At 69.6% G+C, this 23,587-nt stretch carries 21 protein-coding genes; 8 read left to right on the forward strand and 13 right to left on the reverse strand.

Annotated features, from left to right (window positions below; genetic code table 11):
• Positions 1 to 68: 68 nt before the first annotated feature.
• The gene (gene xylB / locus WJ16_RS13280) at positions 69 to 1,550 is read left to right on the forward strand and encodes a xylulokinase (protein ID WP_069257442.1); all 1,482 of its coding nucleotides are present in this window, start codon (positions 69 to 71) and stop codon (positions 1,548 to 1,550) included.
• A 124-nt stretch (positions 1,551 to 1,674) separates the two neighbouring features.
• A complete protein-coding gene (locus tag WJ16_RS13285) occupies positions 1,675 to 2,631 on the forward strand; it encodes a sugar-binding transcriptional regulator (RefSeq protein WP_069257443.1) in 957 nt (318 codons plus the stop codon).
• A gap of 43 nt (positions 2,632 to 2,674) precedes the next feature.
• Here the strand turns inward: WJ16_RS13285 and WJ16_RS13290 are convergent, their stop codons facing one another.
• Complete coding sequence (locus tag WJ16_RS13290; protein WP_069257444.1) at positions 2,675 to 3,922, reverse strand: MFS transporter; 1,248 nt, start codon at positions 3,920 to 3,922, stop codon at positions 2,675 to 2,677.
• Positions 3,919 to 5,115: a serine hydrolase domain-containing protein gene (locus WJ16_RS13295; protein ID WP_069257445.1), complete on the reverse strand. Its 1,197-nt coding sequence runs from the start codon at positions 5,113 to 5,115 to the stop codon at positions 3,919 to 3,921. The genes WJ16_RS13290 and WJ16_RS13295 overlap by 4 nt, the downstream gene beginning before the upstream one ends.
• 113 nt (positions 5,116 to 5,228) lie before the next feature.
• On the opposite strand from WJ16_RS13295, the gene WJ16_RS13300 reads away from it, so the two are divergent.
• Positions 5,229 to 6,113, forward strand: coding sequence for a LysR family transcriptional regulator (locus WJ16_RS13300; RefSeq protein ID WP_069257446.1), 885 nt, complete (start codon positions 5,229 to 5,231; stop codon positions 6,111 to 6,113).
• Positions 6,114 to 6,139: 26 nt separating this feature from the next.
• On the opposite strand, the gene WJ16_RS13305 is transcribed toward WJ16_RS13300, so the two are convergent.
• From WJ16_RS13305 to WJ16_RS13340, 8 genes are all read right to left on the reverse strand, one after another.
• Positions 6,140 to 7,249, reverse strand: a complete 1,110-nt coding sequence (locus WJ16_RS13305; RefSeq protein ID WP_069257447.1) for an ABC transporter ATP-binding protein — start codon at positions 7,247 to 7,249, stop codon at positions 6,140 to 6,142.
• 62 nt (positions 7,250 to 7,311) lie between these two features.
• The gene (locus tag WJ16_RS13310; protein ID WP_069257448.1) at positions 7,312 to 7,995 is read right to left on the reverse strand and encodes an HAD family hydrolase; all 684 of its coding nucleotides are present in this window, start codon (positions 7,993 to 7,995) and stop codon (positions 7,312 to 7,314) included.
• Positions 7,992 to 8,843, reverse strand: a complete 852-nt coding sequence (locus WJ16_RS13315; RefSeq protein ID WP_069257449.1) for a carbohydrate ABC transporter permease — start codon at positions 8,841 to 8,843, stop codon at positions 7,992 to 7,994. Before WJ16_RS13315 ends, WJ16_RS13310 begins: the two co-directional genes overlap by 4 nt.
• Positions 8,840 to 9,793 (reverse strand): carbohydrate ABC transporter permease, encoded by a 954-nt coding sequence (locus tag WJ16_RS13320; protein WP_069257450.1) that lies wholly within the window; start codon positions 9,791 to 9,793, stop codon positions 8,840 to 8,842. The genes WJ16_RS13315 and WJ16_RS13320 overlap by 4 nt, the downstream gene beginning before the upstream one ends.
• 99 nt (positions 9,794 to 9,892) lie before the next feature.
• The gene (locus WJ16_RS13325) at positions 9,893 to 11,218 is read right to left on the reverse strand and encodes an ABC transporter substrate-binding protein (RefSeq protein WP_069257451.1); all 1,326 of its coding nucleotides are present in this window, start codon (positions 11,216 to 11,218) and stop codon (positions 9,893 to 9,895) included.
• A 58-nt stretch (positions 11,219 to 11,276) separates the two neighbouring features.
• Positions 11,277 to 12,629, reverse strand: coding sequence for a D-tagatose-bisphosphate aldolase, class II, non-catalytic subunit (locus WJ16_RS13330; RefSeq protein WP_069257452.1), 1,353 nt, complete (start codon positions 12,627 to 12,629; stop codon positions 11,277 to 11,279).
• Positions 12,617 to 13,573, reverse strand: coding sequence for a sugar kinase (locus WJ16_RS13335; RefSeq protein WP_069257453.1), 957 nt, complete (start codon positions 13,571 to 13,573; stop codon positions 12,617 to 12,619). Before WJ16_RS13335 ends, WJ16_RS13330 begins: the two co-directional genes overlap by 13 nt.
• Before the next feature lie 99 nt (positions 13,574 to 13,672).
• Positions 13,673 to 14,449: an L-iditol 2-dehydrogenase gene (locus WJ16_RS13340; RefSeq protein ID WP_069257454.1), complete on the reverse strand. Its 777-nt coding sequence runs from the start codon at positions 14,447 to 14,449 to the stop codon at positions 13,673 to 13,675.
• A 328-nt stretch (positions 14,450 to 14,777) separates the two neighbouring features.
• Here WJ16_RS13340 and WJ16_RS13345 point away from each other — a divergent pair, with 328 nt between their 5' ends.
• The 4 genes from WJ16_RS13345 to WJ16_RS13360 are packed head-to-tail and all read left to right on the forward strand — an operon-like array spanning position 14,778 to position 17,880.
• A complete protein-coding gene (locus WJ16_RS13345) occupies positions 14,778 to 15,239 on the forward strand; it encodes a Fur family transcriptional regulator (protein WP_069257455.1) in 462 nt (153 codons plus the stop codon).
• A 46-nt stretch (positions 15,240 to 15,285) separates the two neighbouring features.
• On the forward strand, positions 15,286 to 16,200 hold the full coding sequence (locus tag WJ16_RS13350; protein WP_069257456.1) for a metal ABC transporter solute-binding protein, Zn/Mn family: 915 nt from the start codon (positions 15,286 to 15,288) through the stop codon (positions 16,198 to 16,200).
• A gap of 14 nt (positions 16,201 to 16,214) precedes the next feature.
• A complete protein-coding gene (locus tag WJ16_RS13355; protein WP_069257457.1) occupies positions 16,215 to 17,105 on the forward strand; it encodes an ABC transporter ATP-binding protein in 891 nt (296 codons plus the stop codon).
• Positions 17,098 to 17,880, forward strand: coding sequence for a metal ABC transporter permease (locus WJ16_RS13360; RefSeq protein ID WP_069257458.1), 783 nt, complete (start codon positions 17,098 to 17,100; stop codon positions 17,878 to 17,880). The genes WJ16_RS13355 and WJ16_RS13360 overlap by 8 nt, the downstream gene beginning before the upstream one ends.
• 127 nt (positions 17,881 to 18,007) lie before the next feature.
• On the opposite strand, the gene fghA is transcribed toward WJ16_RS13360, so the two are convergent.
• The 3 genes from fghA to WJ16_RS13375 all read right to left on the reverse strand — a co-directional run bounded on the left by fghA (position 18,008) and on the right by WJ16_RS13375 (position 21,704).
• On the reverse strand, positions 18,008 to 18,856 hold the full coding sequence (gene fghA, locus WJ16_RS13365; protein ID WP_069257459.1) for an S-formylglutathione hydrolase: 849 nt from the start codon (positions 18,854 to 18,856) through the stop codon (positions 18,008 to 18,010).
• Between the two features lie 16 nt (positions 18,857 to 18,872).
• Complete coding sequence (locus WJ16_RS13370) at positions 18,873 to 19,979, reverse strand: S-(hydroxymethyl)glutathione dehydrogenase/class III alcohol dehydrogenase (RefSeq protein WP_006483756.1); 1,107 nt, start codon at positions 19,977 to 19,979, stop codon at positions 18,873 to 18,875.
• 273 nt (positions 19,980 to 20,252) lie between these two features.
• The gene (locus WJ16_RS13375) at positions 20,253 to 21,704 is read right to left on the reverse strand and encodes a xylulokinase (protein WP_069257460.1); all 1,452 of its coding nucleotides are present in this window, start codon (positions 21,702 to 21,704) and stop codon (positions 20,253 to 20,255) included.
• 439 nt (positions 21,705 to 22,143) lie between these two features.
• Between WJ16_RS13375 and WJ16_RS13380 the strand changes: the two genes are divergently transcribed.
• Complete coding sequence (locus WJ16_RS13380) at positions 22,144 to 23,520, forward strand: nucleobase:cation symporter-2 family protein (RefSeq protein ID WP_069257461.1); 1,377 nt, start codon at positions 22,144 to 22,146, stop codon at positions 23,518 to 23,520.
• Positions 23,521 to 23,587 lie beyond the last annotated feature (67 nt).

The following is a 23,587-nucleotide window of genomic DNA, read 5'->3' on the forward strand; positions in this document are numbered from 1 at the left end:
ACCTGCCTTGGCACGTGTGCGGCCGCGCGGCTAAAGTAGCGACTCCCCACTGACGGAACGGATCGCTCATGTATCTCGGCATCGACCTCGGCACCTCGGAAGTGAAGGTGCTGCTGCTCGCCCCGGACGGCACGGTCGTCGGCACGGCCGGCTCGCCGTTCACCGTGTCGCGGCCGCATCCGCGCTGGGCCGAACAGCATCCGGACGACTGGTGGCAAGGCACGCTCGCCGCGCTCGCGGCGCTGCGCGAACGGCACCGCGACGCGTTCGCGGCCGTGCGCGGCATCGGCCTCTCGGGCCAGATGCACGGCGCGGTGCTGCTCGGCCGCGACGATCGCGTGCTGCGCCCCGCGATCCTGTGGAACGACATGCGCAGCGCCGACGAATGCGCGCTGCTCACCGAACGCGCGCCCGATCTCCACGCACTGGCGGGCAACCTCGCGATGCCCGGCTTCACCGCGCCGAAACTGCTGTGGGTCGCGAAGCACGAGCCGGAAGTCTTCGCGGCAACCGCGTGCGTGCTGATGCCGAAGGACTACCTGCGGTTCCGGCTGACCGGCGCGAAAGTATCCGATCCGTCCGACGCGGCCGGCACGCTGTGGCTCGACGTCGCGCGCCGCGACTGGTCCGACGCGCTGCTCGCCGCGTGCGGGATGACGCGCGACCAGATGCCGCGCATCGTCGAAGGCAACGCGCCGTCCGGCACGCTGCGCGCGGACATCGCGCGCCAGCTCGGGCTGTCGGAGGCCGTCGTGGTGGCCGGCGGCGGCGGCGACAACGCGACGAGCGCGCTCGGCATCGGCGCGACCCATGCGGGCGACGGCTTCGTGTCGCTGGGCACGTCCGGCGTGCTCAGCGTGGTCGGCGACCGCTTCATGCCGAATCCCGCGTCGGCCGTGCACGCGTTCTGCCACGCGATTCCCGATCGCTGGCAACTGATGAGCGTCGTGCTGTCGGCCGCGAGCTGCCTGCGCTGGGTCTGCAAGCTGACCGGCACCGACGAACCCGCGCTGCTCGCCGAAGTCGAGGCGCTCGACGCCGACGCGCTCGCGACCGCGCCGCTGTTCCTGCCCTACCTGTCCGGCGAACGCACGCCGCACAACGACCCGTACGCGCAGGGTGCGTTCTTCGGAATGACGCATGCGACCGAACGCGCGCATCTCGGCTACGCGGTGCTCGAAGGCGTGACGCTCGGCCTCGCCGACGGCCTCGACGCGCTGCATGCGGCCGGCGTCGAAACCGACCAGTTGTCGCTGATCGGCGGCGGCGCACGCAGCGCGTACTGGGCGCAACTGATTGCCGACGCGCTGAACGTGCGCACGCGCCAGCACGGCGGCGGCGAAACGGGCGCGGCGCTCGGCGCGGCGCGGCTCGGCTGGCTGGCCGTCGGCGGCGATCCGCATGCGGTGCTGACCAAGCCGCCGGTGCGCGCCGAATACGCACCGGATGCCGGCCGCCACGCGCGGCTGCGCGAACGCCTCGACGCGTACCGCGCGCTGTACCGCCACGTGCGGCCGCTGTACGAACCGTCGCGCGCGCGGCTCGCGTAGGCGCCGCCCGCCGCGCGCACCGGCGCGTGGCCGCGCGCGCGACATGCGGTACAGTGGATGCCGTCATGCGGGCCGCCGGCCGGCCCGCGGGGCGGCCCCCCCAGCTCCAAACCGAATCGCTATCGTGTCCAAGTCCTCAGAAAAACTCGATCTCGCCACGCGTGCCGCGTGGCTCTACTACGTCGCGGGCGACACGCAGAACGAAATCGCGGAAAAGCTGCAGGTCTCGCGCCCGGTCGCGCAGCGCCTCGTCGCGTTCGCGGTCGAGAAGAACCTGATCCGCGTCCGTGTCGACCACCAGCTCGCCGACTGTCTCGATCTCGGCGCGCAGCTGTCGAAGCGTTACGGCCTCGCGATGTGCGAAGTCGTGCCCGTCGATGCCGATGCGCCCGATGCGATCGACCGCAAGCTCGCGGTCGCGGGCGCGCAGGTGATGGAGCGCTACCTGAACGAAACGCGGCCGATGGTGATCGCGGTCAGCAGCGGCCGGACGCTGAAGGCCGCGGTCGCGCAGATCGCGCAGATCGATCGCCCGCAGCACCGGCTCGTGTCGATGGTCGGCGCGATCGCGGCCGACGGGTCGTCGAACCGCTACGACGTCGCGCAGTACATCTCCGAGAAAACCGGCAGCAAGCACTTCCTGCTGCCCGCGCCGCTGTTCGCCGACAGCGACGCCGAGCGCGCGCAGTGGTGCAATCACCGGCTGTACCGGATCGTCGAGGCGCTGTCGGGCCAGGCCGACGTCGCGTTCGTCGGGATCGGCAACATCGGCCCGCACTGCCCGCTCTACGAAGACGGCTTCATCACCGAACAGGAGCGCGACGAAATGACCGCGCTCGGCGCGGTGGCCGAGCTGCTCGGCGTGCCGATCGACGCGCAGGGCACGCGGATCGCCGTGTCGACGAGTGCGCGCGTGACGAGCGTCTCGCTCGCCACGCCGCCGAAGCGCCCGACGATCGCGTTCGCCGGCGGCCCGAAGAAACGCGACGCGGTGATCGCCGCATTGCGCGGCGGCTGGCTGTCGGGGCTCGTCACCGACGAAACCTGCGCGCGCGCCGCGCTCGACGCGAAAGCGGCCTGACGCCGAAGCCGCGCACGGCGCACCGCGCGCGGCAGTCGAACGCTCAAGCCGCGTGCGGCACCGGAAACGCATGGCGGCGCGCACGCCACGCGCCGACCCACGCAGCCGCCAGCAGCGCGACGAGCACCCACGGAATCGCGCCCGCGCCGGTCGCGCCGAGCAGCATCCCGCCAGCGATGCCGCCGCCGGCGATCGCGAGATTCCACACCGTCACGAGCATCGACTGCGCGACGTCGGCTGCCTCCCCCGCCGCATTCGCGGCGGCCGTCTGGAACAGCGTCGGCGCGCCGCCGAATGCCAGCCCCCACAACGCGACGCCCGCATAGACGATCGCCATTCCGGAACCGGCGCCGAGCATCGCCGCCGCGACCGCGAACAGCGCGATGCTGGCAAGCGTCAGGCGTCGCTGCGCGGCGCCGATCCACGTGCCCGTCAGCGCGATGCCGACCAGCGACGCGATACCGAACACGAGCAGCACCGCATCGACCTGCGCCCCCATCCGCACGCCCGCGAGAAACGGCGCGACGTACGTGTACAGCATGTTGTGCGCGAGCACGTACGCGAACATCACGGTCAGCACCGGCCGCACGCCCGGCAGCGTCATCACGCCGAGCACCGGCTCGCGCGCGCCGGCCTGCTGCCCCGGGTAATCGGGTACGCGCAAGCGGATCCAGCCGATCAGCGCCAGCGCCGCGACCGTGATCCCCGCGAACGCGACGCGCCAGCCGAACGTCGCGCCGACCGCGGTGCCGGCCGGAATGCCGATCGACATTGCTGCCGGTATGCCGAGCATCGCGACCGCGATCGCCCGGCCGCGCAGCGACGGGTCGACCAGCCGGCTCGCGTAGCCCGCCAGCAGCGCCCACAGAAGCCCGGCCGACATCCCGGCGACGAAGCGCGCGGCCAGCGTGAGCGCGTAGTACGGCGACGCGGCCGTCACCGCATTCGACACGACGAACCCGGCGAGCGCCGCGAGCAGCAGGCCGCGCCGGCGCATCGCGCGCGTCGCGGCGACGAGCGGAATCGCCGCGACGATCGAGCCGAGCGCATACACGGTCACGAGCTGGCCGATCAGCGCCTCGGTCACGCGCAGGTCGACGCTCATCAGCGGCAGCAGGCCGGCCGGCAGCGCTTCGGTGAGCACCGTGATGAAGCCGGCGGTGGCAAGCGCGAGCAGGTTCGCGACGGGCAGGCGCGCGCGGCCCGGTGCAGACGAGCCGGCTGCAGAATCGGCAGCCCGGTCGGCACCCGACACGGAAACGGACGGGGAAGCGGATACGCATTCGCTCATGCCGCGCTCCGGTCGTCGACGCCATACACCGCATCGCGCACGTCGGTGACGATGCGCCCGTGCATCCCTTCGTACAACGTATTGGTCAGCGCGACGACCGTCAGCCCGGCCGCACGGTCGACGAACCACGCATGCCCGTATGCGCCGCCCCAGCGCCAGGTGCCGACCGACTCCGGCGACTGCGCGGCCGCCGGATCGCGCAGCACCGAAAAGCCGAGCCCGAAACCGAATCCCGGCGCATCCGGCAAGTCGTGCGCGCCCGGCTGCACCCGCGCCATCTCGTCGATCCAGCGCGGTGCGAGCCAGCCGTCGAGGCCCGTGCGCAGCGTATCGAGCAGCGTCAGGCAGTCGTGTGCGGTGCCGACCATGCCCGCGCCGCCCGATGGCCACGCGGTGGCATCGAACGCGCGCGCCGGCTCGAAGCGGATGCCGACCGTGCCGTCGAACACCGGCACGAGATCGTCGTCGGCCATCCGGCGCGGCGCGCCTGGCGTGCTCACGTAAGGCGTCGCGACGTGCGCGGCGTCAGGCGCGACGAATCCGGTATCGGTCATCCCGAGCGGCGTCGTGACGAGCGCGGCCACCGCCTGCGCGAGCGGGCGGCCGTCGACCGCTTCGATCAACGCACCCACCACGTCGGTCGCGAGCGAGTAGCCCCACGACGTGCCGGGCGCGAACTGCAGCGGCACACCGGCGATGCGCCGCACGTTCTCGGCGAGCGACTGGCTCGCGCGATCCATCCCGTCGGATACGCCTGCACGCGCATACGGGCCGTCGCCGTCCGCTTCGAAGAAGCGATAGCCGAGGCCGGCCGTATGCGACAGCAGATGCCGCAACGTGATGTTCACCGGCGTGCCGTCCGCAAGCGTCGGCGTGAACGCGGGCAACCAGCGCGCGACCGGCTCGTCGAGCCCGATGCGGCCTGCCGCGACCAGCCGCATCGCGGCGGCCGTCACGATCGGCTTCGACACCGACGCGAGCCGGAACACCGTGCCCTCGCGCATCGGCGTGCCGGCTTCGCGATCGGCCAGCCCGGCCGCGCATGCATAGCGCAATTCGCCGTCGCGGGCGACCAGCACGACCGCGCCGACCACGCGCGCGTCGGCCAGCGCGCGATCGAGCACGGCGTCGAGCCGCGCGCGCAGCGCGGCGTCCGGTTCTCCGCGGTGGGTGGTGACAGGCAGGGATGACATGGCGTGACCTCGAACGATGAAGGAACGCCCATCGTAGGGAGCCGACGCGTGAAGAAAAACCGGGGTAGAGTTCCGGACACTCCGGACATCGATGTCCGCAATCGGGAACCTGCATGGAAAATCTGGGCGGTTTCGTCGTATTCGTTCAGGTCGCGGAAACACGCAGCTTCGTCGCGGCCGGCCGCGCGCTCGGGCTGTCGGCCTCGGCGATCGGCAAGCGCATCGCGCGCCTGGAAGCGCGCCTCAACGTGCGACTGTTTCACCGCAGCACGCGCAGCATCACGCTGACGGCCGAAGGCGCGCGCTTTCTCGAACGGTGCCGGCGCGTGATCGCGGAGATCGACGCGGCCGAGCAGGAACTGACGCACAGCGCCGAAGCGCCGCGCGGGCGGCTGCGCGTGAGCCTGCCGACGATCGGCACGCTGCTGCTGCCGGTGCTCGCCGATTTCATGGCTGCGTATCCGGAGATCGAGCTCGACATCGATTTCAGCGACCGGCTCGTCGACGTGGTCGACGAAGGGTTCGACGCTGTGCTGCGCACCGGCCAACCGTCGGATTCGCGGCTGTCGTCGCGGCTGCTCGGCCATTTCCGCCAGCACCTCGTCGCGTCGCCCGACTACCTCGAGCGGCACGGCACGCCACTCACGCCAGCCGATCTCGCGCGGCACCGCTGCCTGCACTACCGCTTCCCCAGCAGCGGCCGGCTCGAGATCTGGCCGTTGCGCGCGTCGCGCGCCGGCACACCGCCGGAGGTGCCGGTATCGATGGTCAGCAACAACGCGGAAACACGGCTGTGCTTCGCGCTGCGCGGGCTCGGCATCGCATGCCTGCCCGAGTTTTTCGTACATGACGCGCTGGCCGACGGCACGCTGCGCACGGTGCTCGACGAACACGTCGAGAGCCGCACGCCGTTCTACGTACTGTGGCCGTCAGGCCGCCATCCGACGCCGAAGCTGCGCGCGTTCGTCGACTACGTGGCCGGGCACCTGCGCCTCTGAGCACCGCAGGCGCACGTGCCGACGCATCACGCTGCCTTCGCGTGCACGCTCAGCCGCCGGAACGCCTGCCCGTTTTCGTCGAACAGGTGGCAGTGTTCGGCGTCCGCGTGCACGCGCAGCGCCTCGCCGGTGCGGTACGTGTCGAGCGGCGGAATCCGCGCGATCAGCCCGTCCGGCGCGACCGCCGACTCCGCATACAGATACGCGGCATCGCCGAGCGACTCGACGGCCATCGTCTTCGCGGCCACGCCGGTAGCCGCCGTTTCGACTTTCAGGTGCTCGGGCCGCACGCCGACCGTCACCGCCGCGCCGCGCTGCAGCGCCGCCGCGTCCACCGCGACGCGCTGTGTCTCGCCGCTGTCGAAACGCACGAGCACGCCGCCCGCATCGACCGATTCGACCGTGCCTTTCAGGAAGTTCATCTTCGGCGAGCCGATGAAGCCCGCGACGAACAGGTTCGCCGGCGCGTGATACAGCGCGTTCGGCGTGCCGACCTGCTGCACCGCGCCGCCCGACAGCACGACGATCTTGTCCGCGAGCGTCATCGCCTCGACCTGGTCGTGCGTCACGTAGATCATCGTCGTCTTCAGCTCGTCGTGCAGCCGCGCGAACTCCAGCCGCATCTTCACGCGCAGCGCGGCGTCGAGGTTCGACAGTGGCTCGTCGAACAGGAACACCTTCGGCTTGCGCGTGATCGCGCGGCCGATCGCGACGCGCTGCCGCTGGCCGCCCGACAGCTGCTTCGGCTTGCGGTCGAGCAGGTGGTCGATGTGCAGGATCTTCGCGGCCTGCTTCACGGCCTGGTCGATTTCCGGCTTCTTCGCGCCGGCGAGCTTCAGGCCGAACGCCATGTTGTCGTACAGCGTCATGTGCGGATACAGCGCATACGACTGGAACACCATCGCGATGCCGCGCTTCGCGCTCGGCACGTCGTTGACCTTCGCGCCGTCGATCAGCAGCTCGCCGCTGGAAATATCCTCGAGGCCCGCGATCATCCGCATCAGCGTGGATTTGCCGCAGCCGCTCGGGCCGACGAACACGACGAATTCGCCGTCGGCGATGTCGAGGTTCACGTTGCGCAGCACTTCGGTGTCGTCGTAGCGCTTTGCGATGTTGCGCAGGAGCACGCTTGCCATGATCTGTCTCCGTTCGTTCGTGATGCGCCGCGTCGAATGCGGCGCGCAATCTTTCGGGGTGGCTAGTTCGGCAGCACCGCGCCGGTCGCCTGCCAGCGCGCGACGTAGCCGGGCAGCTCGTGCATGTCGTCGAATACGTGACGCGCGCCGATCCCGCGCAGCGCGTCGATCTGCGCGGCCGACGCATGCCCGCCGCCGACGAAGCCGAGCACGGTCATGCCGGCCGCGGCGGCCGCTGTGATACCGGTCGCGCTGTCCTCGACCACGAGGCACTGCGCAGGCGCGACGCCGAGCGTGCGCGCGGCCGCAAGATACACGTCCGGCGCCGGCTTCGGCCGCGCGACGGCGTCCGCGCAGAACAGCCGGTCGCCGAAGAAGCGCGCGAGGCCGGTGCGCGCGAGCGCCGCGTCGACGTACGCGCGGTAGCTGTTGCTCGCGCACGCCTTCGTCAGTTCGATCGCCGCCAGCGCCGCATCGATGCCGTCGACCATCGGCGCATTGACGGCCGCGTCCTCCACCGCCGCGCGGATGTCGGCGACGTCGTCGTTCGACAGCGTGCGGCCCAGCGCTTCGCCCGCGCCGGCCAGCACGCGCTCGATGCGCAGCCCGAGCAGCGGCATCACGGCCGGCCGCGCGTCGATGCCCGGCCAGCGCGCATTGAGCTCGCGCACGAGCACGTCGGCCGCCACCGCCTCGCTGTCGATCAGTACGCCGTCGCAATCGCAGATCAGGACGTTCGCCGTCATTTGACCGCTCCGAACGTGAGCCCGCGCACGAGCTGCTTCTGCGACAGCCAGCCGACGATCAGGATCGGCGCGACCGCGAGCAGCGAAGCGGCGGACAGCTTGGCCCAGAACAGCCCTTCAGGGCTCGAGTACGACGCGATGAACACGGTCAGCGGCGCCGCGTTCGAGCTCGACAGGTTGATGCTCCAGAACGCCTCGTTCCACGACAGGATCACCAGCAGCAGCGCGGTGGACGCGAGCCCCGGCAGCGCCATCGGCATCAGCAGGTAGACGATCTCCTGCCACGTCGACGCGCCGTCGATGCGTCCGGCTTCCAGGATGTCCTTCGGAATCTCGTTGAAGTACGTGAAGGTCATCCACACCGCGATCGGCAGGTTGATCAGCGTGTAGACGATCACGAGGCCCGATACGGTATCGAGCAGCCCGGCGTTCTTCCACAGCAGGTAGATCGGCACGAGCACGCCGACCGACGGCATCATCTTCGTCGACAGCATCCACAGCAGCACCTTCTGCGTGCGGTGGTTCGGGAAGAACGCCATCGCGTACGCGGCCGGCACCGCGAACAGCAGCGAGATCACCGTGACGCCCGCCGAGATCAGCACCGAATTCCACGCGAACGAGAAGTAGTTGCTGCGCGCGAACACCTCGCGGAAGCTGTCGAGCGTCGGGATGAAGAACAGCGTCGACGCATACGCCTGCTGCTCGGTCTTGAACGCGGTGATCGCCATCCAGAAGATCGGGAAGAACAGCAGCAGCGCGATCAGCCACGCGAGCATGCCGGGCAGCGCGCGCCGCACGAGGTCGAACACGGCCGGCGTGCGCCGGCCTTCCAGGGTCAGGTCGCTCATTTCTCGTACTCCCCCTTCAGGTTGCGCGCGAGCATCCGCACGAGGAAGAACGACACGACGTTCGCGACCACGACGGCAATGATGCCGCCGGCGGACGCGAGGCCGACGTCGAACTGCTGCAGGCCGAGCGCGTAGATCAGGTACGACAGGTTGGTCGTCGCGTCGCCGGGGCCGCCGCCGGTCGTCGTGTAGATTTCCGCGAAGATCGACAGCAGGAAGATCGTCTCCATCATCACGACCACCGCGATCGCGCGCTTCAGGTGCGGCAGCGTGATGTAGAAGAACATCGCGATCGGGCCCGCGCCGTCGATGCGCGCCGCTTCCTTCTGCTCCTGGTCGAGCGACTGGATCGCGGTGAACAGGATCAGGAACGCGAACGGCAGCCACTGCCACGCGACGATGATGATCACCGCGGTGAGCGGGTAATCGGCGAACCAGTCGATCGGCGTCATCCCGAGCGCGCGCATCGCGGTCGCGACGAGCCCGTACACCGGGTGCAGGATCATGTTCTTCCAGATCAGCGCGGACACCGTCGGCATCACGAAGAACGGCGCGATCGCGAGCAGGCGCGCGACGCCCTGCCCGTAGAACTTGCGGTCGAACAGTACGGCCATCAGCACGCCGCCGATCACCGTGATCGCGAGCACCGCGCCGATCAGCACGAGCGTGTGCCAGATCGCGGGCAGGAACGACGGATCGGTCGCGAGGAAGCGGTAGTTGTCGAGCCCGGCGAAGCCCTTCACGTCCGGGTTCAGCAGGTTGTAGCGCGAGAACGAATACCAGATCGTCATCGCGAGCGGAATCGACATCCACAGCAGCAGCACCGCGACGGACGGCGAGACGAGCCAGCTCGCGCCGCCGCGCGCGCGACGCGGCGCGCCCGGCGGCGACGACGCGTCGCCGACCGACGGCGCGTGAGCATGGCTCAGGGGAAGACGCAGGTGACGCATGATCGGAGTCCCTCCGGTTGATGCGCGGGCGCGAAAGCCTGCCCGCCTGTCAGCTTCGACGACGCGCACCGTGCGCCATCGCGCACGGTGCGGGCCGCGTTACTTCTTGTAGCCGGCCTGGCGCACCGCGCGATCGGCGGCGGCCTGCCCGGCGGCGAGCGCCTGGTCGACCGTCATCTGGCCGGCCACCGCACCCGCGATCGACTGGCCGACCACCGTGCCGAACGACTGGAATTCAGGAATCCCGACGTACTGCACGCCCGTGTACGGCACCTTCTTCAGCGACGGATCGTTCGGGTCGGCCGTCTCGATCGCCTTCAGCACGAAGTCCGAGAACGGCGCGGCGGCCTTGTACTCGGCACGCTGATAGGTCGACGTGCGCGTGCCAGGCGGCACCGACGCCCAGCCTTCGTCCTTGCCGACCATCTCGATGTACTGCTTCGACGTCGCCCACGCGATGAACTTGCGCGCGGCGTCCTGCTGCTTCGACGTCTTCGGCACGGCCAGCGCCCACGCCCACAGCCAGTGCGAGCCCTTCGGCGTGACGGCGACCGGCGCGGCCGCGAAGCCGATCTTGTCCGCCACCTGCGACTGCTGCTTGTTGTAGAGCATGCCGGCCGCGACCGCCGCGTCGATCCACATCGCGCACTTGCCGGAGGCCGTCAGCGTCAGGTTCTCGTTGAAGCCGTTCGAGCTCGCTCCCGGCGGGCCGTCCTTCTTCAGCAGGTTCACGTAGAACGTGATCGCCTTCTTCCATTCGGGCGACGTGAGCTGCGCATTCCAGTTCTCGTCGAACCAGCGCCCGCCGAACGTGTTCACGACCGTCGACACGTACGCCATGTTCTCGCCCCAGCCGGCCTTGCCGCGCAGGCAGATCCCGTAAGTGCCCTTCGCCTTGTCGGTGAGCTTGTCCGCGAATTCGGCGATCTGGTCGTAGGTCGGCTGGTCGGGCATCTTCAGCCCCTTCGCCGCGAACAGGTCCTTGCGGTAGAACGTCATCGAGCTCTCGACGTAGAACGGCAGCGCATACAGCTGGCCGTTGTACGACAGGCTGTCGCGCGCGGTCTTCACGATGTCGTTCAGGTCGTAGTCGGCAGGCAGGCCCGTGATCGGCGCGAGCCAGCCGCGCTTGCCCCACTGCGGCGCCTCGTAGGTGCCGATCGCCATCACGTCGAACTGGCCGCTGCCGGTCGTGATGTCGGTGGTCGCGCGCTGACGCAGCACGTTCTCCTCGAGGATCACCCAGTTCAGCTTGATGTCCGGGTTCGCCTTCTCGAACGCCGGCGACAGCTTCTTCAACTCGATCATGTCCGGGTTGTTCAGCGTCGCGATCGTCACCGTGCCGGCGGACGCGGCGCAGGCCGCCGTCGCGAGCGCGGCTCCGGCGAAACAGCGTGCGGCGGCATCGAGCATCTTTCGTTGCATGGCATGTCTCCTGTGTTTGTTCGAAGTGTCGTCGGTACTGCGTTTCGTTCGCGGCCCGTCATGCCGGCCGCTGCATTCCGCACGCGCGCGCGTAGTGCGCGATCACGTCGCGTATCCGGTGGCGCACCCACGCGCGCGGCTCCCTGGCGAGCCCGCCCGCGCGGCATGCCGCATACACGTCCGGCAGCCACTGCGCGACGAGCGTCTCCGGCACCGCCTGCCGTGCAAGGTTGTCGAACAGCTGCTCGACCGCGGCCGCGACGGCCGGCTGCAGCCAGTAGTAGCGGATCCGGTCGCTGTAGCTGAACTGGCGCGCGAGCCGCTGCTCGGTCTCGTCGCCGCGGTAGTACGGCGCCCAGTGCTCGGGCTGCGCGCGCATCGCGGCGTCGACCACGTCGCGCAACCGCGAGCGCTGCGCGGGCTCACCGATCAACGCATCCTCGATGAAGGTCAGCGCGAACAGCGCCTCGCGCAGCGCGAACGTCAGCGCGGGCCCGACCTTCAGCACCGCGAAGTGGTCGCGCACCAGCGCGGCGAGCGCGCCCTCGGTCTGGTAGTCGGTCGAATGCGCTTCGAACACGAGGCGCGGTGTCTGCAGGATACTCGCGCCGAGCGACGCGGCCTTCGCGCTGTCGTAGTCGAGCACGTGGCGATCGTCGAAGTCGACGCCCGGCTGCGCGACGATCGCGACGACGCGCGCCCACGCCGCGTCGAGCCCGGCCGCGGCGAACGCACGGCGGTGCGCGTCGAGCGTCGCCGCGATGCTGTCGGCGCGCGTGACCGCGATCCGCGCGATCGCCGCATCGCCGTCGCTGCCGCCGAGTTCGCCGCCCGGCGTCGGCACTTCGGTGCCGATCACGTAGACGGGCGCGATGCCGGCGCGCGCAGCCGCCTCTTCCGCCGCACGGCACAGCTCGGCCGCGCGCGCGGCGATCGTGCGATCGTCGAGCCGCGCGGGATCGTCCGCGCACGCCATGCTCGCATCGAGATGGATCTTTTCGAAGCCGGCCTCGACGTACGCGGCGACCATCGCGCCGGCTTCGCGCATCGCGTCGGCCGCGCGGCGATGCCGCCACGGATTCGGGCCGAGATGATCGCCGCCGAGCACGAGCGCCGACGGCGCCAGCCCGCAACGCGCGGCGATCGCGTCGACGTCGCGGCGGAAATCGGCGGGCGTCATGCCCGTATAGCCGCCGAGATGGTTCACCTGGTTGCAGGTCGCCTCGATCAGCAGCGGCGAACCGTCCGCGCGCGCGGCTTCGCACGCGGCTTCCAGCACGAGCCGGTGCGCGCTGCAGATCGAATAGATGCCGCGCTGCGCATCCGCGCGGTTCGCATCGAAGATCATCCGCAGCACGGCGTCCGCATGGGCGGTGCGCGGGCGTTCGGCGAAGGTCGTCAGGCCGGACATGCGACACCTCGTTCGGTCAGGAAACGGTCGATCTCGGCCGCGCTGCTGTTGCCTTCCATCGGCCCGCGCCGCGTGACCGCGATCGCGCCTGCCGCGTTCGCGCGGCGCAGCGCGACGTCGATCGGCACGCCTGCGACGAGGCTCGCGACCAGCGTGCCGCCGAAGCAGTCGCCGGCGCCGGTCGGGTCGATTTCGTCGACCGCGAACGCCGGCGCTTCGGCGCGATTCGCGCGGTCGAACGCGACGCTGCCTTGCGCGCCGCGTTTCAGCACGACGCGCTCGAGCAGCGGATGGGTCGCGAGCAGGCCCGCGATCGCGCGCTCGGCCGGCTGCGGTCCGCAGAAGAACGGCAGGTCGGCTTCGCTCGGCAGGAACAGGTGGCAGGCCGCGAGCATCTCGTCGAGCGCCGCGCGCATCGGCCGGAAGCTCAGCATCTCGGGGCGCACGTTCGGATCGAACGACACCTTCGCGCCGGCGCGCGCGGCCTCGATCACGCCGCGCTGCACCGCCGCGATCGCGGATTCGCTCGTCAGCGACGAGCCCATCACGTGGAAGTAGCGGCAGCCGTCGAACATCGCGGTATCGACGTCGGATGCATCGACGCACGCGGCCGCGCTGGTGGACAGGCTGAAGACGAAGCTGCGCGAGCCGTCGTCGCGATACGCGACGAATGCGGTGCCGGTCGGACGTGCGACGCGGCGGATGCGCGCGACGTCGACGCCGTCGCGTTCGAGCCGCGCGACGATCGCGTCGCCGAACGGGTCGCGGCCGACGCAGCCCGCATACGCGACGCGTGCGCCGAGCCGTGCGGCCTGGTCGGCGAAGATCGCCGGTGCGCCGCTCGGAAACGGTCCCGCGAACTGGCCCGGCGTATCGAAACCCTGGCCGCGCTCGGCGGCGACGAATTCCGCCAGCAGTTCGCCGGCGACGACGATCTCGGCCATCAGGCGACCCCTCCTCGAGCAACGGCGGCAGCCGCGGCGTGCGGCGCTGCCGCTGCGTCGCGCGCCGGCCGGCGGTTGGTGCGGGCGAGCGGCGCCATGTCAGCTCATCCAGTTGCCGCCGTCGACGTTCAGCGTCTGGGCGGTGATGTAGTCGGCATCGGACGACGCGAGAAACAGCGCGGCGCCCGTCAGGTCGCCCGGCACGCCCATACGGCCGAGCGGCACGGCTTCGCCGACGAGCCGCTTCTTCTCGCCGAGCGGCCGGTTCTCGTAGCGCGCGAACAGCGCGTCGACCTGCTCCCACATCGGGGTATCGACGACGCCCGGCGCGATGCCGTTCACGTTGATCCGGTGCGGCGCGAGCGCGAGCGCGGCCGACTGCGTGTAGCTGATCACCGCCGCCTTGGTCGCGCAATAGTGCGAAACGAGCGCCTCGCCGCGCCGTCCGGCCTGCGACGACATGTTGACGATCTTGCCGCCGCGCCCCTGCTCGACCATGCGCTGCGCGACCGCCTGCATCAGAAAGAACAGCCCCTTCACGTTGACCGCGAACAGCCGGTCGAACACGTCCCACGATTCGTCGAGGAGCGGGCGCATGTCGAACAGCGCCGCATTGTTGAACAGGATGTCGACGCCGCCGAAGCGCTCGATCGCCGTGGCGACGATGCGCTCGATGTCGTCGCGGCGCGTGACGTCCGCGGTGACGGCCACCGCGCGGCCGGGATTCGCCTCGATGAGCCGCGCGAGCGACCCGCCCGCCGGCTTCACGTCGACGAGCACGCAGCGCGCGCCCTCGTCCAGATAGCGTTGCGCGACCGCTTCGCCGATGCCGCTTGCGGCGCCCGTCAGGATCGCGACCTTGTCTTCCAGTCTCACTGGCTGTCTCCGGTTCGTTCTGCTTGACGACGGCTGGCGAGGTGAGCGAACGCTCGCCAGCCGATCAATTGCTCTGTTAGTGATCGAATGATCGGATACGCGATTCGCGCTGTCAAGGCGGCGTGACGGCTTTCTATGATGCGCCGCCGCACAACGGCGCACGGCAACGGGCCGCCGCGCGCGCCCGGCAAGGCGCAGCCCGCACGGTGCGGCGCGGTCGAATCGGCGATGAAAGGGACGGAGCGAGGCGGAAAGGGAATTCGCGCTGCACGGCGCGGCGATACGTTATATCATCGCCATACTTTGTTTCATCGCGCTGCTTCACGCCATGGCTACCTCATCGTCCAATGACGCCCGGCTGTCCCGGGCCGACGCATTCGCCGCCGAGCACGGGCTCGCGTGGACGCCGTTGCGCCGTCAGGTCTACGAACGCGTGCTGGCCGCGCAGCGCCCGATCGGCGCGTACGACCTGCTCGCCGAGCTCGAACCGCAGCGCGGCCGCGTACCGCCCACGACCGTCTATCGCGCGCTGGATTTCCTCGTCGAGCACGGCTTCATCCACCGGATCGAATCGAAGAACGCGTTCTTCGCATGCTGCGAGATCGGCGTGCCGCACGAAGGCCAGTTCCTGATCTGCGATTCGTGCGGCGACACCGTCGAGATTCCCGGCGGCGACCTTGCGAAGCAGTTGTCCGCGAGCGAGCCCGCGCACGGTTTCGAAGTCCACCACCAGGTCGTCGAGCTGAGCGGCCTGTGCGGGCACTGCAAGCACAAGCCTGCGCAGCGCTGACGCGTATCGCACGGCACCCGTACCGCCCCTTCCAACGAGGAGTTCCATGTCCATTGCCCTGAAGCGCGCGCCGCGGCGCGCCCTGTCGCCTGTCCGCTGGCTCGCCGCCGCCGTTGCCGCGCTGTCGCTCGCGGCGCCCGCGTTCGCGCAGGCCGCAACCGTCAACGTCGTCGCCGCCGAGAATTTCTACGGCGACGTCGCGTCGCAGATCGGCGGCAGCCACGTCGCGGTGACGAGCATCCTCAGCAATCCGGACCAGGACCCGCACCTGTTCGAAGCGAGCCCGAAGACGGCCCGCGCGCTCCAGCATGCGCAGGTCGTGATCTACAACGGCGCCAACTACGATCCGTGGATGAGCAAGCTGCTCGGCGCGTCGAAGCAGGCGAAGCGCGCGACGATCGTCGTCGCCGACCTGGTCGGCAAGAAGGCCGGCGACAACCCGCACCTGTGGTACGACCCGGCGACGATGCCGGCCGCCGCGCGCGCGATTGCGGCCGCGCTCGGCCGTGCCGATCCGGCGAACAAGACCGAATACGACGCGAACCTGCAGAAGTTCGTCGCGTCGCTGAAGCCCGTCGACGACAAGGTCGCCGCGCTGCGCGCGCAGTACAAGGGGCTGCCGGTCACGGCCACCGAGCCCGTGTTCGGCTACATGTCCGACGCGATCGGCCTCGACATGCGCAACCTGCGCTTCCAGCTCGCGACGATGAACGACACCGAAGCGAGCGCGCAGGACGTCGCCGCGTTCGAGAACGACCTGCGCAAGAAGCAGGTGCGCGTGCTGATCTACAACAGCCAGGCTGAAGAGCCGATGACCAAGCGCATGCTGAAGATCGCGCACGACGGCGGCGTGCCGACCGTCAGCGTCACCGAGACGCAGCCGGCGGGCAAGACCTTCCAGCAATGGATGGCCGCCCAGCTCGACGCGCTCTCGGCCGCGCTCGCTGCCGGCAAGCAATAAACGACCGTTAAGACATGACCGCAACCCCTCACGCCCTCGCCGTCGATCGCGTCACGCTCGAACTGGGCGGACGCGCGATCCTGCGCGACGTCAGCTTCTCGATCGAGCCCGGCGAATTCGTCGGCGTGCTCGGGCCGAACGGCGCGGGCAAGACCACGCTGATGCGCGCCGTGCTCGGGCTCGTGCCCGTATCGGCCGGCACGCTGTCCGTGGGCGGCGTGCCGGTCGCGCGCGGCAACGCGTCGATCGGCTACATGCCGCAGATCCGCAGCGGCCTCGCGAGCCGCCGGATGCGCGGCTACGACTTCGTCGCGATGGCCGCCGACGGCCACCGCTGGGGGCTGCCGCACACGAATGCCGCGACGCGCCGCGACGTCGATCGCGTGCTCGACCTCGTCGGCGGCCAAACGCTCGCGCGCCGGCCGCTGTCGGAACTGTCGGGCGGCGAGCGGCAGCGCCTGCTGCTCGCGCAATGCCTGCTCGGCAACCCGAAGCTGCTGCTGCTCGACGAGCCGCTGATCAGCCTCGATCCGAACCACCAGCGCGGCGTGGTCGAACTCGTGCGCAACGTGCAGCGCGAGCTCGGCATTACCGTGCTGTTCTCCGCACACGAACTGAATCCGCTGCTGAACGCGCTCGACCGCGTGCTGTATCTCGGCAACGGCGTCGCGGCGCTCGGCACCGTCGACGAGGTGATCACGAAGCCGGTGCTGTCGCGGCTCTACGGTTCGCCGATCGACGTGATGCGCGTGAACGGCAGGATCTTCGTGATGTCGGGCGACGTCGAGATCGAGAAGCACGACCACGAACACGAGGACGACGACGGCCACTCGCACGGCGGTGGCGGCGGCCACGGCCATCATCACCACGGACACGCTCATCCCGGGCATTCGCACGATGTTTGAATACGATTTCATGATCAACGCCTTCGCGGCGGCGGGGATCGTCGCGGTGCTCGCGGGCATCGTCGGCTATTTCCTGGTGCTGCGCGGGCAGACGTTCGCCGGCCATGCGCTGTCGCACGTCGGCTTCACCGGTGCGACGGGCGCGGTGCTGCTCGGCATCTCGCCGATCTGGGGGATGGTCGGCTTCACGCTCGCGGCGGGCGTCGGGATGGGCGCCCTCGGCGAAAGGCTCGCGGGCCGCGACGTCGCGATCGGCGTGATCCTGTCGGGTGCGCTCGGCTTCGGGCTGCTGTTCCTGCATTTCTATACGTCGTTCGCGACGCAGGTCACCGCGCTGCTGTTCGGCAACGTGCTCGCGGTGAGCCGCGACACGCTCGCGGTGCTCGCCGGCATCGGCGCAGTGAGCCTCGCCGCGCTCGCGCTGATCGCGCGGCCGTTGCTGTTCGCGTCGCTGCAGCCCGAGCTGGCCGAAGCCAAGGGCGTGTCGCTGCGCGCGGTGTCGATGCTGTTCCTCGCGGTGTGCGCGCTCGCGGTGGCCGCGGCGACGCAGATCGTCGGCGTGCTGCTCGTGTTCACGCTGCTGGTCGGGCCGGCGGCGGCTGCGCAGAACGTGTCGACGCGGTTGTCGACCGGCGTGCTGCTTGCCGCGCTGTTCGCGTTGTTCGAAGCGTGGGCCGGCATCGTGCTCGCGTATCACACCGACTGGCCGACGAGCTTCTGGATCACCGCGCTGTCGGCGCTCGTGTACGGCGCGAGCTTGTTGCGGCGTCACTGATCGCCGCCTGGCAGATCATCGCCCGACGAAGTGAAAAACGCCGGCGTGCCCGAGGGCAGCGCCGGCGTTTTCTCATGCGCCCGCCATCGCGTGTGGCGAGGCTTGCGTCACCTGCTTCCCGTTTCTCTCACCGCACAAGCACGCTCGCGTGATGCGCGAGGTGATCGGCGATGAACGTCGAGATGAAGTAGTAGCCGTGATCGTAGCCCGGATGGCGGCGCAGCGTCAGCGGCTGGCCGGCCTTCGCGCAGGCGGCTTCGAACACGTCCGGATTCAGCTGGTTCGCGAGGAACTGATCGGCGAGCCCCTGATCGACGAGAATGCCTTCCGCGAACTTCGGCGCGTCCGCACGCGCGACCAGCTCGCTTGCGTCGTGCGCCTTCCACGCTTCGCGATCGGCGCCGAGGTAGCCCGAGAACGCCTTTTCGCCCCACGGGCAGCGCGTCGGCGCGGCGATCGGCGCGAACGCCGACACCGACCGGTACAGGCCCGGATGGCGCAACGCGAGCGTCAGCGCACCGTGCCCGCCCATCGAGTGGCCGAAGATCCCGAGCCGCGCGCCGTCGATCGGCAGCTCGGCCGCGACGAGTTCGCGCAGCTCGCCCGTCACGTACGACTCCATCCGGTAATGCGTCGACCACGGCGCTTCGGTCGCATCGACGTAGAAGCCCGCGCCGACGCCGAAGTCCCACGCATCGGTCTCGCCCGGCACGCCCGCGCCGCGCGGGCTCGTGTCGGGCATCACGAGCGCGATCCCGTGCTGCGCCGCGTATTGCTGCGCGCCGGCCTTGATCGCGAACGTCTCGTCGGTGCACGTGAGCCCCGCGAGATAGAACAGCGCCGGCACACGCCCCTGCGCGGCCTGCGGCGGCAGGTACACCGAGAACTTCATCGGCAGGCCGATGGCCGCCGACGCGTGACGGTAGAAACGCTGCTCGCCGCCGTGGCACGCATGCGAGGAAACGAGTTCGAGCATCGCGGTGCGCTCCCGGTCAGTACAGCACGACAGAACGGATCGACTCGCCGGCCTTCATCAGATCGAAGCCTTCGTTGATCCGCTCGAGCGGCAGCGTGTGCGTGATCAGGTCGTCGATGTTGATCTTGCCTTCCATGTACCAGTCGACGATCTTCGGCACGTCGGTGCGCCCGCGCGCGCCGCCGAACGCCGAACCCTTCCACTCGCGGCCCGTCACCAGCTGGAACGGACGCGTGCTGATTTCCTCGCCCGCTGCCGCCACGCCGATGATGAACGACTGGCCCCAGCCCTTGTGCGTGCATTCGAGCGCCTGGCGCATCAGCTTCACGTTGCCGACGCATTCGAACGAGTAGTCGGCGCCGCCGTCGGTCAGCTGCACGATATGGTCGACGACGTTCTCGACTTCGTTCGGGTTGATGAAGTGCGTCATCCCGAACTTCTTCGCGAGCTCGACGCGCTTCGGGTTGATGTCGACGCCGATGATCTTGTCCGCGCCGACCATCTTCGCGCCCTGGATCACGTTCAGGCCGATCCCGCCGAGGCCGAACACGACCACGTTCGCACCGGCCTCGACCTTCGCCGAGTACACGACCGCGCCGACGCCCGTCGTCACGCCGCAGCCGATGTAGCAGATCTTGTCGAACGGCGCGTCCTCGCGCACCTTCGCGACCGCGATTTCCGGCACGACGATGTAGTTCGAGAACGTCGACGTGCCCATGTAGTGGAACAGCGGCTTGCCGTCGAGCGAGAAGCGCGACGTCGCGTCGGGCATCAGGCCCTTGCCCTGCGTCGCGCGGATCTTCTGGCACAGGTTGGTCTTGCGCGACAGGCAGAACTTGCACTCGCGGCATTCGGGCGTGTAGAGCGGAATCACGTGGTCGCCCTTTCTCACGGTGCCGACGCCGGGGCCGACGTCGACCACCACGCCCGCGCCTTCATGGCCGAGGATCGCCGGGAAGATCCCTTCCGGATCGGCGCCCGACAGCGTGTAGTAGTCGGTGTGACAGATGCCCGTCGCCTTCACCTCGATCAGCACTTCGCCGGCGCGCGGCCCTTCCAGATCGACTTCCTCGATCGTCAGCGGCGCACCCGCCTTCCATGCAATCGCGGCTTTCGTCTTCATCGTGTGACTCCTGTCTGTGTGTGAGGTCGGCCCGGGTTGGCGCGTCAGCGCTCGTGTCGACCGGCGTGGGCGCGAGAACCGACGCCGGGCGCATGCTTCGCACCGGGTTCCATGCAAAGCTGTCGAAGCCGTGCCGCGCGGCGTCGCGCGCGGCACGGCGAAAGAATCGCGTGCTCGCCATGATCGCCGGTCCGGCCACGCATCGCGTGCGGGAAACGGTCGCCGGCTTGCCACGATGCGTCATCGCTGACGCAAAAGAACAAGTGCTCGAGTTTAAACGCCCGTCGTGAACCATGCATCCGTTCGCGCATACAGATCGACAAAGCGCGCACGGCGCGCGGCCAGCGCGCGATCGTCGCGCGGCTCGGCCACCGGCGACGCGGCCGGCGCCAGCGCGTGCAGCGCGTCCTCCCGCCAGTGCCCGATCGCGACGCCCGCGAGCAGCGCGGCACCGCGCGTCGCGGCGTTCGGGCAGTCGATCGCGTGGAGCGATGCGCCCAGCGCATCGGCCAGCAGCTGGCGCCAGCGCGGATCGACCGAGCCGCCGCCCGCGAGACGCAAGGTCGCGACCGGGTCGCGGCGATCGGCGTCGCGGATCGCATCGAGCCCGGCGCGCAACGCGAACGCGACGCCCTCGAACGCGGCGCGCATCATCGCGCCGCGCGTGTCGCCGAGCCCGAGACCGAGCCAACCGCCGCGCGCATCGGGGTTCATCCACGGCGAACGCTCGCCCGTCAGGTACGGCAGGAAGCACAGGCGCTCCGACGCATCGTGGGCAAACGCATCGTCGTACGCATCGGTCCACTGCGCGTAGCCGAGCCAGCCGCGCACCGCTTCGAGCGCCAGCCCGACGTTCTGCATCGCGGCCATCGTGTAATAGCCGACGCCGGCCGCCGCGCGATAGCGATGCAGCCCGCGCCGCGCGGGCGGCAGCGTGTCGGCGAGCACGACGATCTGGCCGCCGCTGCCCGTCGTCAGCAGCGCATCGCCGGCGGCGGCGAGCCCGCTGCCGAGCGCCGCGCATGCGGTGTCGGCCGCGCCCGTCGCGAGCGGCACGCCGGCCGGCAGCCCGAGCGCGGCCGCCGCGTGCGCGCCGAGCGCGCCGCAGCGCGCGGTCGACGCGCGAACCGGCGCGAAACGGTCGGCCGGCAGCCCGAGCGTGTCGATCAACGCGGTATCCCACCTGCCGTCGGGCGACGCCAGCGCGGTCGCACAGGCGTCGCTCGGATCGGCTGCGACGTCGCCGCCCAGCGCGATGCGCAGCCAGTCTTTCGGCTGCACGGCCCAGCGCGCGGCGCGCAGCGCATCGGGTTCGTGCACGGCCAGCCAGCGCAGCAGCGGGCCGGCCATGCCGGGCGCGACGGGATTCGGTGCGACGGGCAGACCGGCGGCGTGCCAGGCGGGCGCGTTCGCTTCGCGCACCGCGCGCGTGTCGGGCCACAGCAGCGCGGGCCGTACCGGTTGCCCGGCCGCGTCGATCAGCACGACCCCGTGCATCTGCCCCGAGAAGCCGATCGCCGCGACCTGCGCGCGCTCGTCGGCCGGCAATCGCGCGGCCGCGCGCACGAGCGCGTGCCACCAGGTATCGGGGGCGATCTCGGCCCAGCCCGGCCGCGGCGACGACAGCGCATAAGGTTCGCTCGCGACCGCGCGCTCGACGCCGTCGGCATCGAGCGTGACGAGTTTGACGGAGCCGGTGCCGAGGTCGATTCCGAGCAGGCGCATGACGTGTGGGCGAATTCGAATGAACGGATAGCCATGATAACGGGACCGCGATGCGCGCCCCGTTTTCTGTAGCTGTCGCGGCATGCTGGAACGGCCGTCGCCTGCCGGGTGTCACCCGGCTGCACCTTGCGGGCAAAGACGGCCGTTCGCGGGTTAACCCGGCACGATTTTCAGCAGGCACTTTTTGCCACTATGCGGCCCACCCGATACACACCATAAGGCGACCTATATTTGGCATGGGGGCCGGCGCTATTTTGAAGGGCTATAAAACCGGGGAACCTCACTCCTGCGGCAGCTTCCCGATGATCGACACCCTGTTCCATGCCGAATTGGCATATCGAACCAGCAAAGAGCGGAATAGTACCCAGCGCTCTTGTTGCATGGATTCATTCCGAATAACTTCGTATCACCCCGAAAACAAGATCATGGAGTGAGACAGATGCAATCGAACACGGTCCATCCGTGCGATGAGGTGCTGCCGACCGGCAAGCTGGTAACGCTTGGCCTGCAGCACGTCCTCGTCATGTACGCCGGCGCTGTCGCCGTGCCGCTTATCGTCGGCGCCGCGCTCAAGCTGCCGAAAGACCAGATCGCGTTCCTGATCAGCGCCGATCTGTTTTCGTGCGGCATCGCCACGCTGATCCAGACGCTCGGCCTGTGGATCTTCGGGATCCGCCTGCCCGTCATCATGGGCTGCACGTTCGCGGCCGTCGGCCCGATGATCGCGATCGGCACGAATCCCGGCCTCGGCATCCTCGACATCTTCGGCTCGACCATCGCGGCCGGCATCATCGGCATCGTGCTGGCGCCGATGATCGGCAAGCTGTTGCGGTTCTTCCCGCCGGTGGTGGTCGGCACCGTGATCGCGGTGATCGGGTTGTCGCTGATGGAAGTGGGCATCAACTGGGCGGCCGGCGGCGTCGGCAACCCCGAGTACGGCAGCCCCGTCTATCTCGGCCTGTCCCTGCTGGTGCTCACGCTGATCCTGCTGATCAACAAATTCGGCCGCGGCTTCATCGCGAACATCTCGGTGCTGCTCGGCATCGTCGCCGGCTTCGCGATCGCGTTCGCGATCGGCCGCGTGAATACCGACGGCGTCGCGCACGCACCGTGGGTCGGCTTCGTGATGCCGTTCCACTTCGGCCTGCCGCATTTCGACCCGCTGTCGATCGTGACGATGGTCACGGTGATGTTCGTCACGTTCATCGAATCGACCGGCATGTTCCTCGCGGTCGGCGACATGGTCGATCGCCCGGTCAACCAGGAGCGCCTCGTGCGCGGCCTGCGCGTCGACGGCCTCGGCACGCTGATCGGCGGCATCTTCAACTCGTTCCCGCATACGTCGTTCTCGCAGAACGTCGGGCTGATCGGCGTGACGGGCGTGAAGAGCCGCTTCGTGTGCGCGACGGGCGGCGTGATCCTCGTACTGCTCGGGCTGTTTCCGAAGATGGCGCAGGTCGTCGCATCGGTGCCGCCGTTCGTGCTCGGCGGCGCGGGCATCGTGATGTTCGGGATGGTCGCGGCGAACGGCATCAAGGTGCTGTCGAAGGTCGACTTCGTGAACAACACGCACAATCTGTTCATCGTCGCCGTGAGCGTCGGCATGGGGCTCGTGCCGGTCGTGTCGCCGCACTTCTTCTCGAAGCTGCCGCCCGCGCTCGCACCGATCCTGCACAGCGGCATCCTGCTGGCGTCCGCGTCGGCCGTGATCCTGAACATCGTGTTCAACGGCGTGAAAGGCGAAAAGGATGCGCGCTGCGACATCCGCCGCGCCGGACACGACTTCGACGGACGTCCCGTCGACGTGCATCACTGATCGCCACGCGCCGGGTGACGGCGCGAAGCGGTAACGAGAAACGCCACGGGGTGCCGTGGCGTTTTGT

The organism is Burkholderia metallica, assembly GCF_001718555.1.
Classification (GTDB): Bacteria; Pseudomonadota; Gammaproteobacteria; order Burkholderiales; family Burkholderiaceae; genus Burkholderia; species Burkholderia metallica.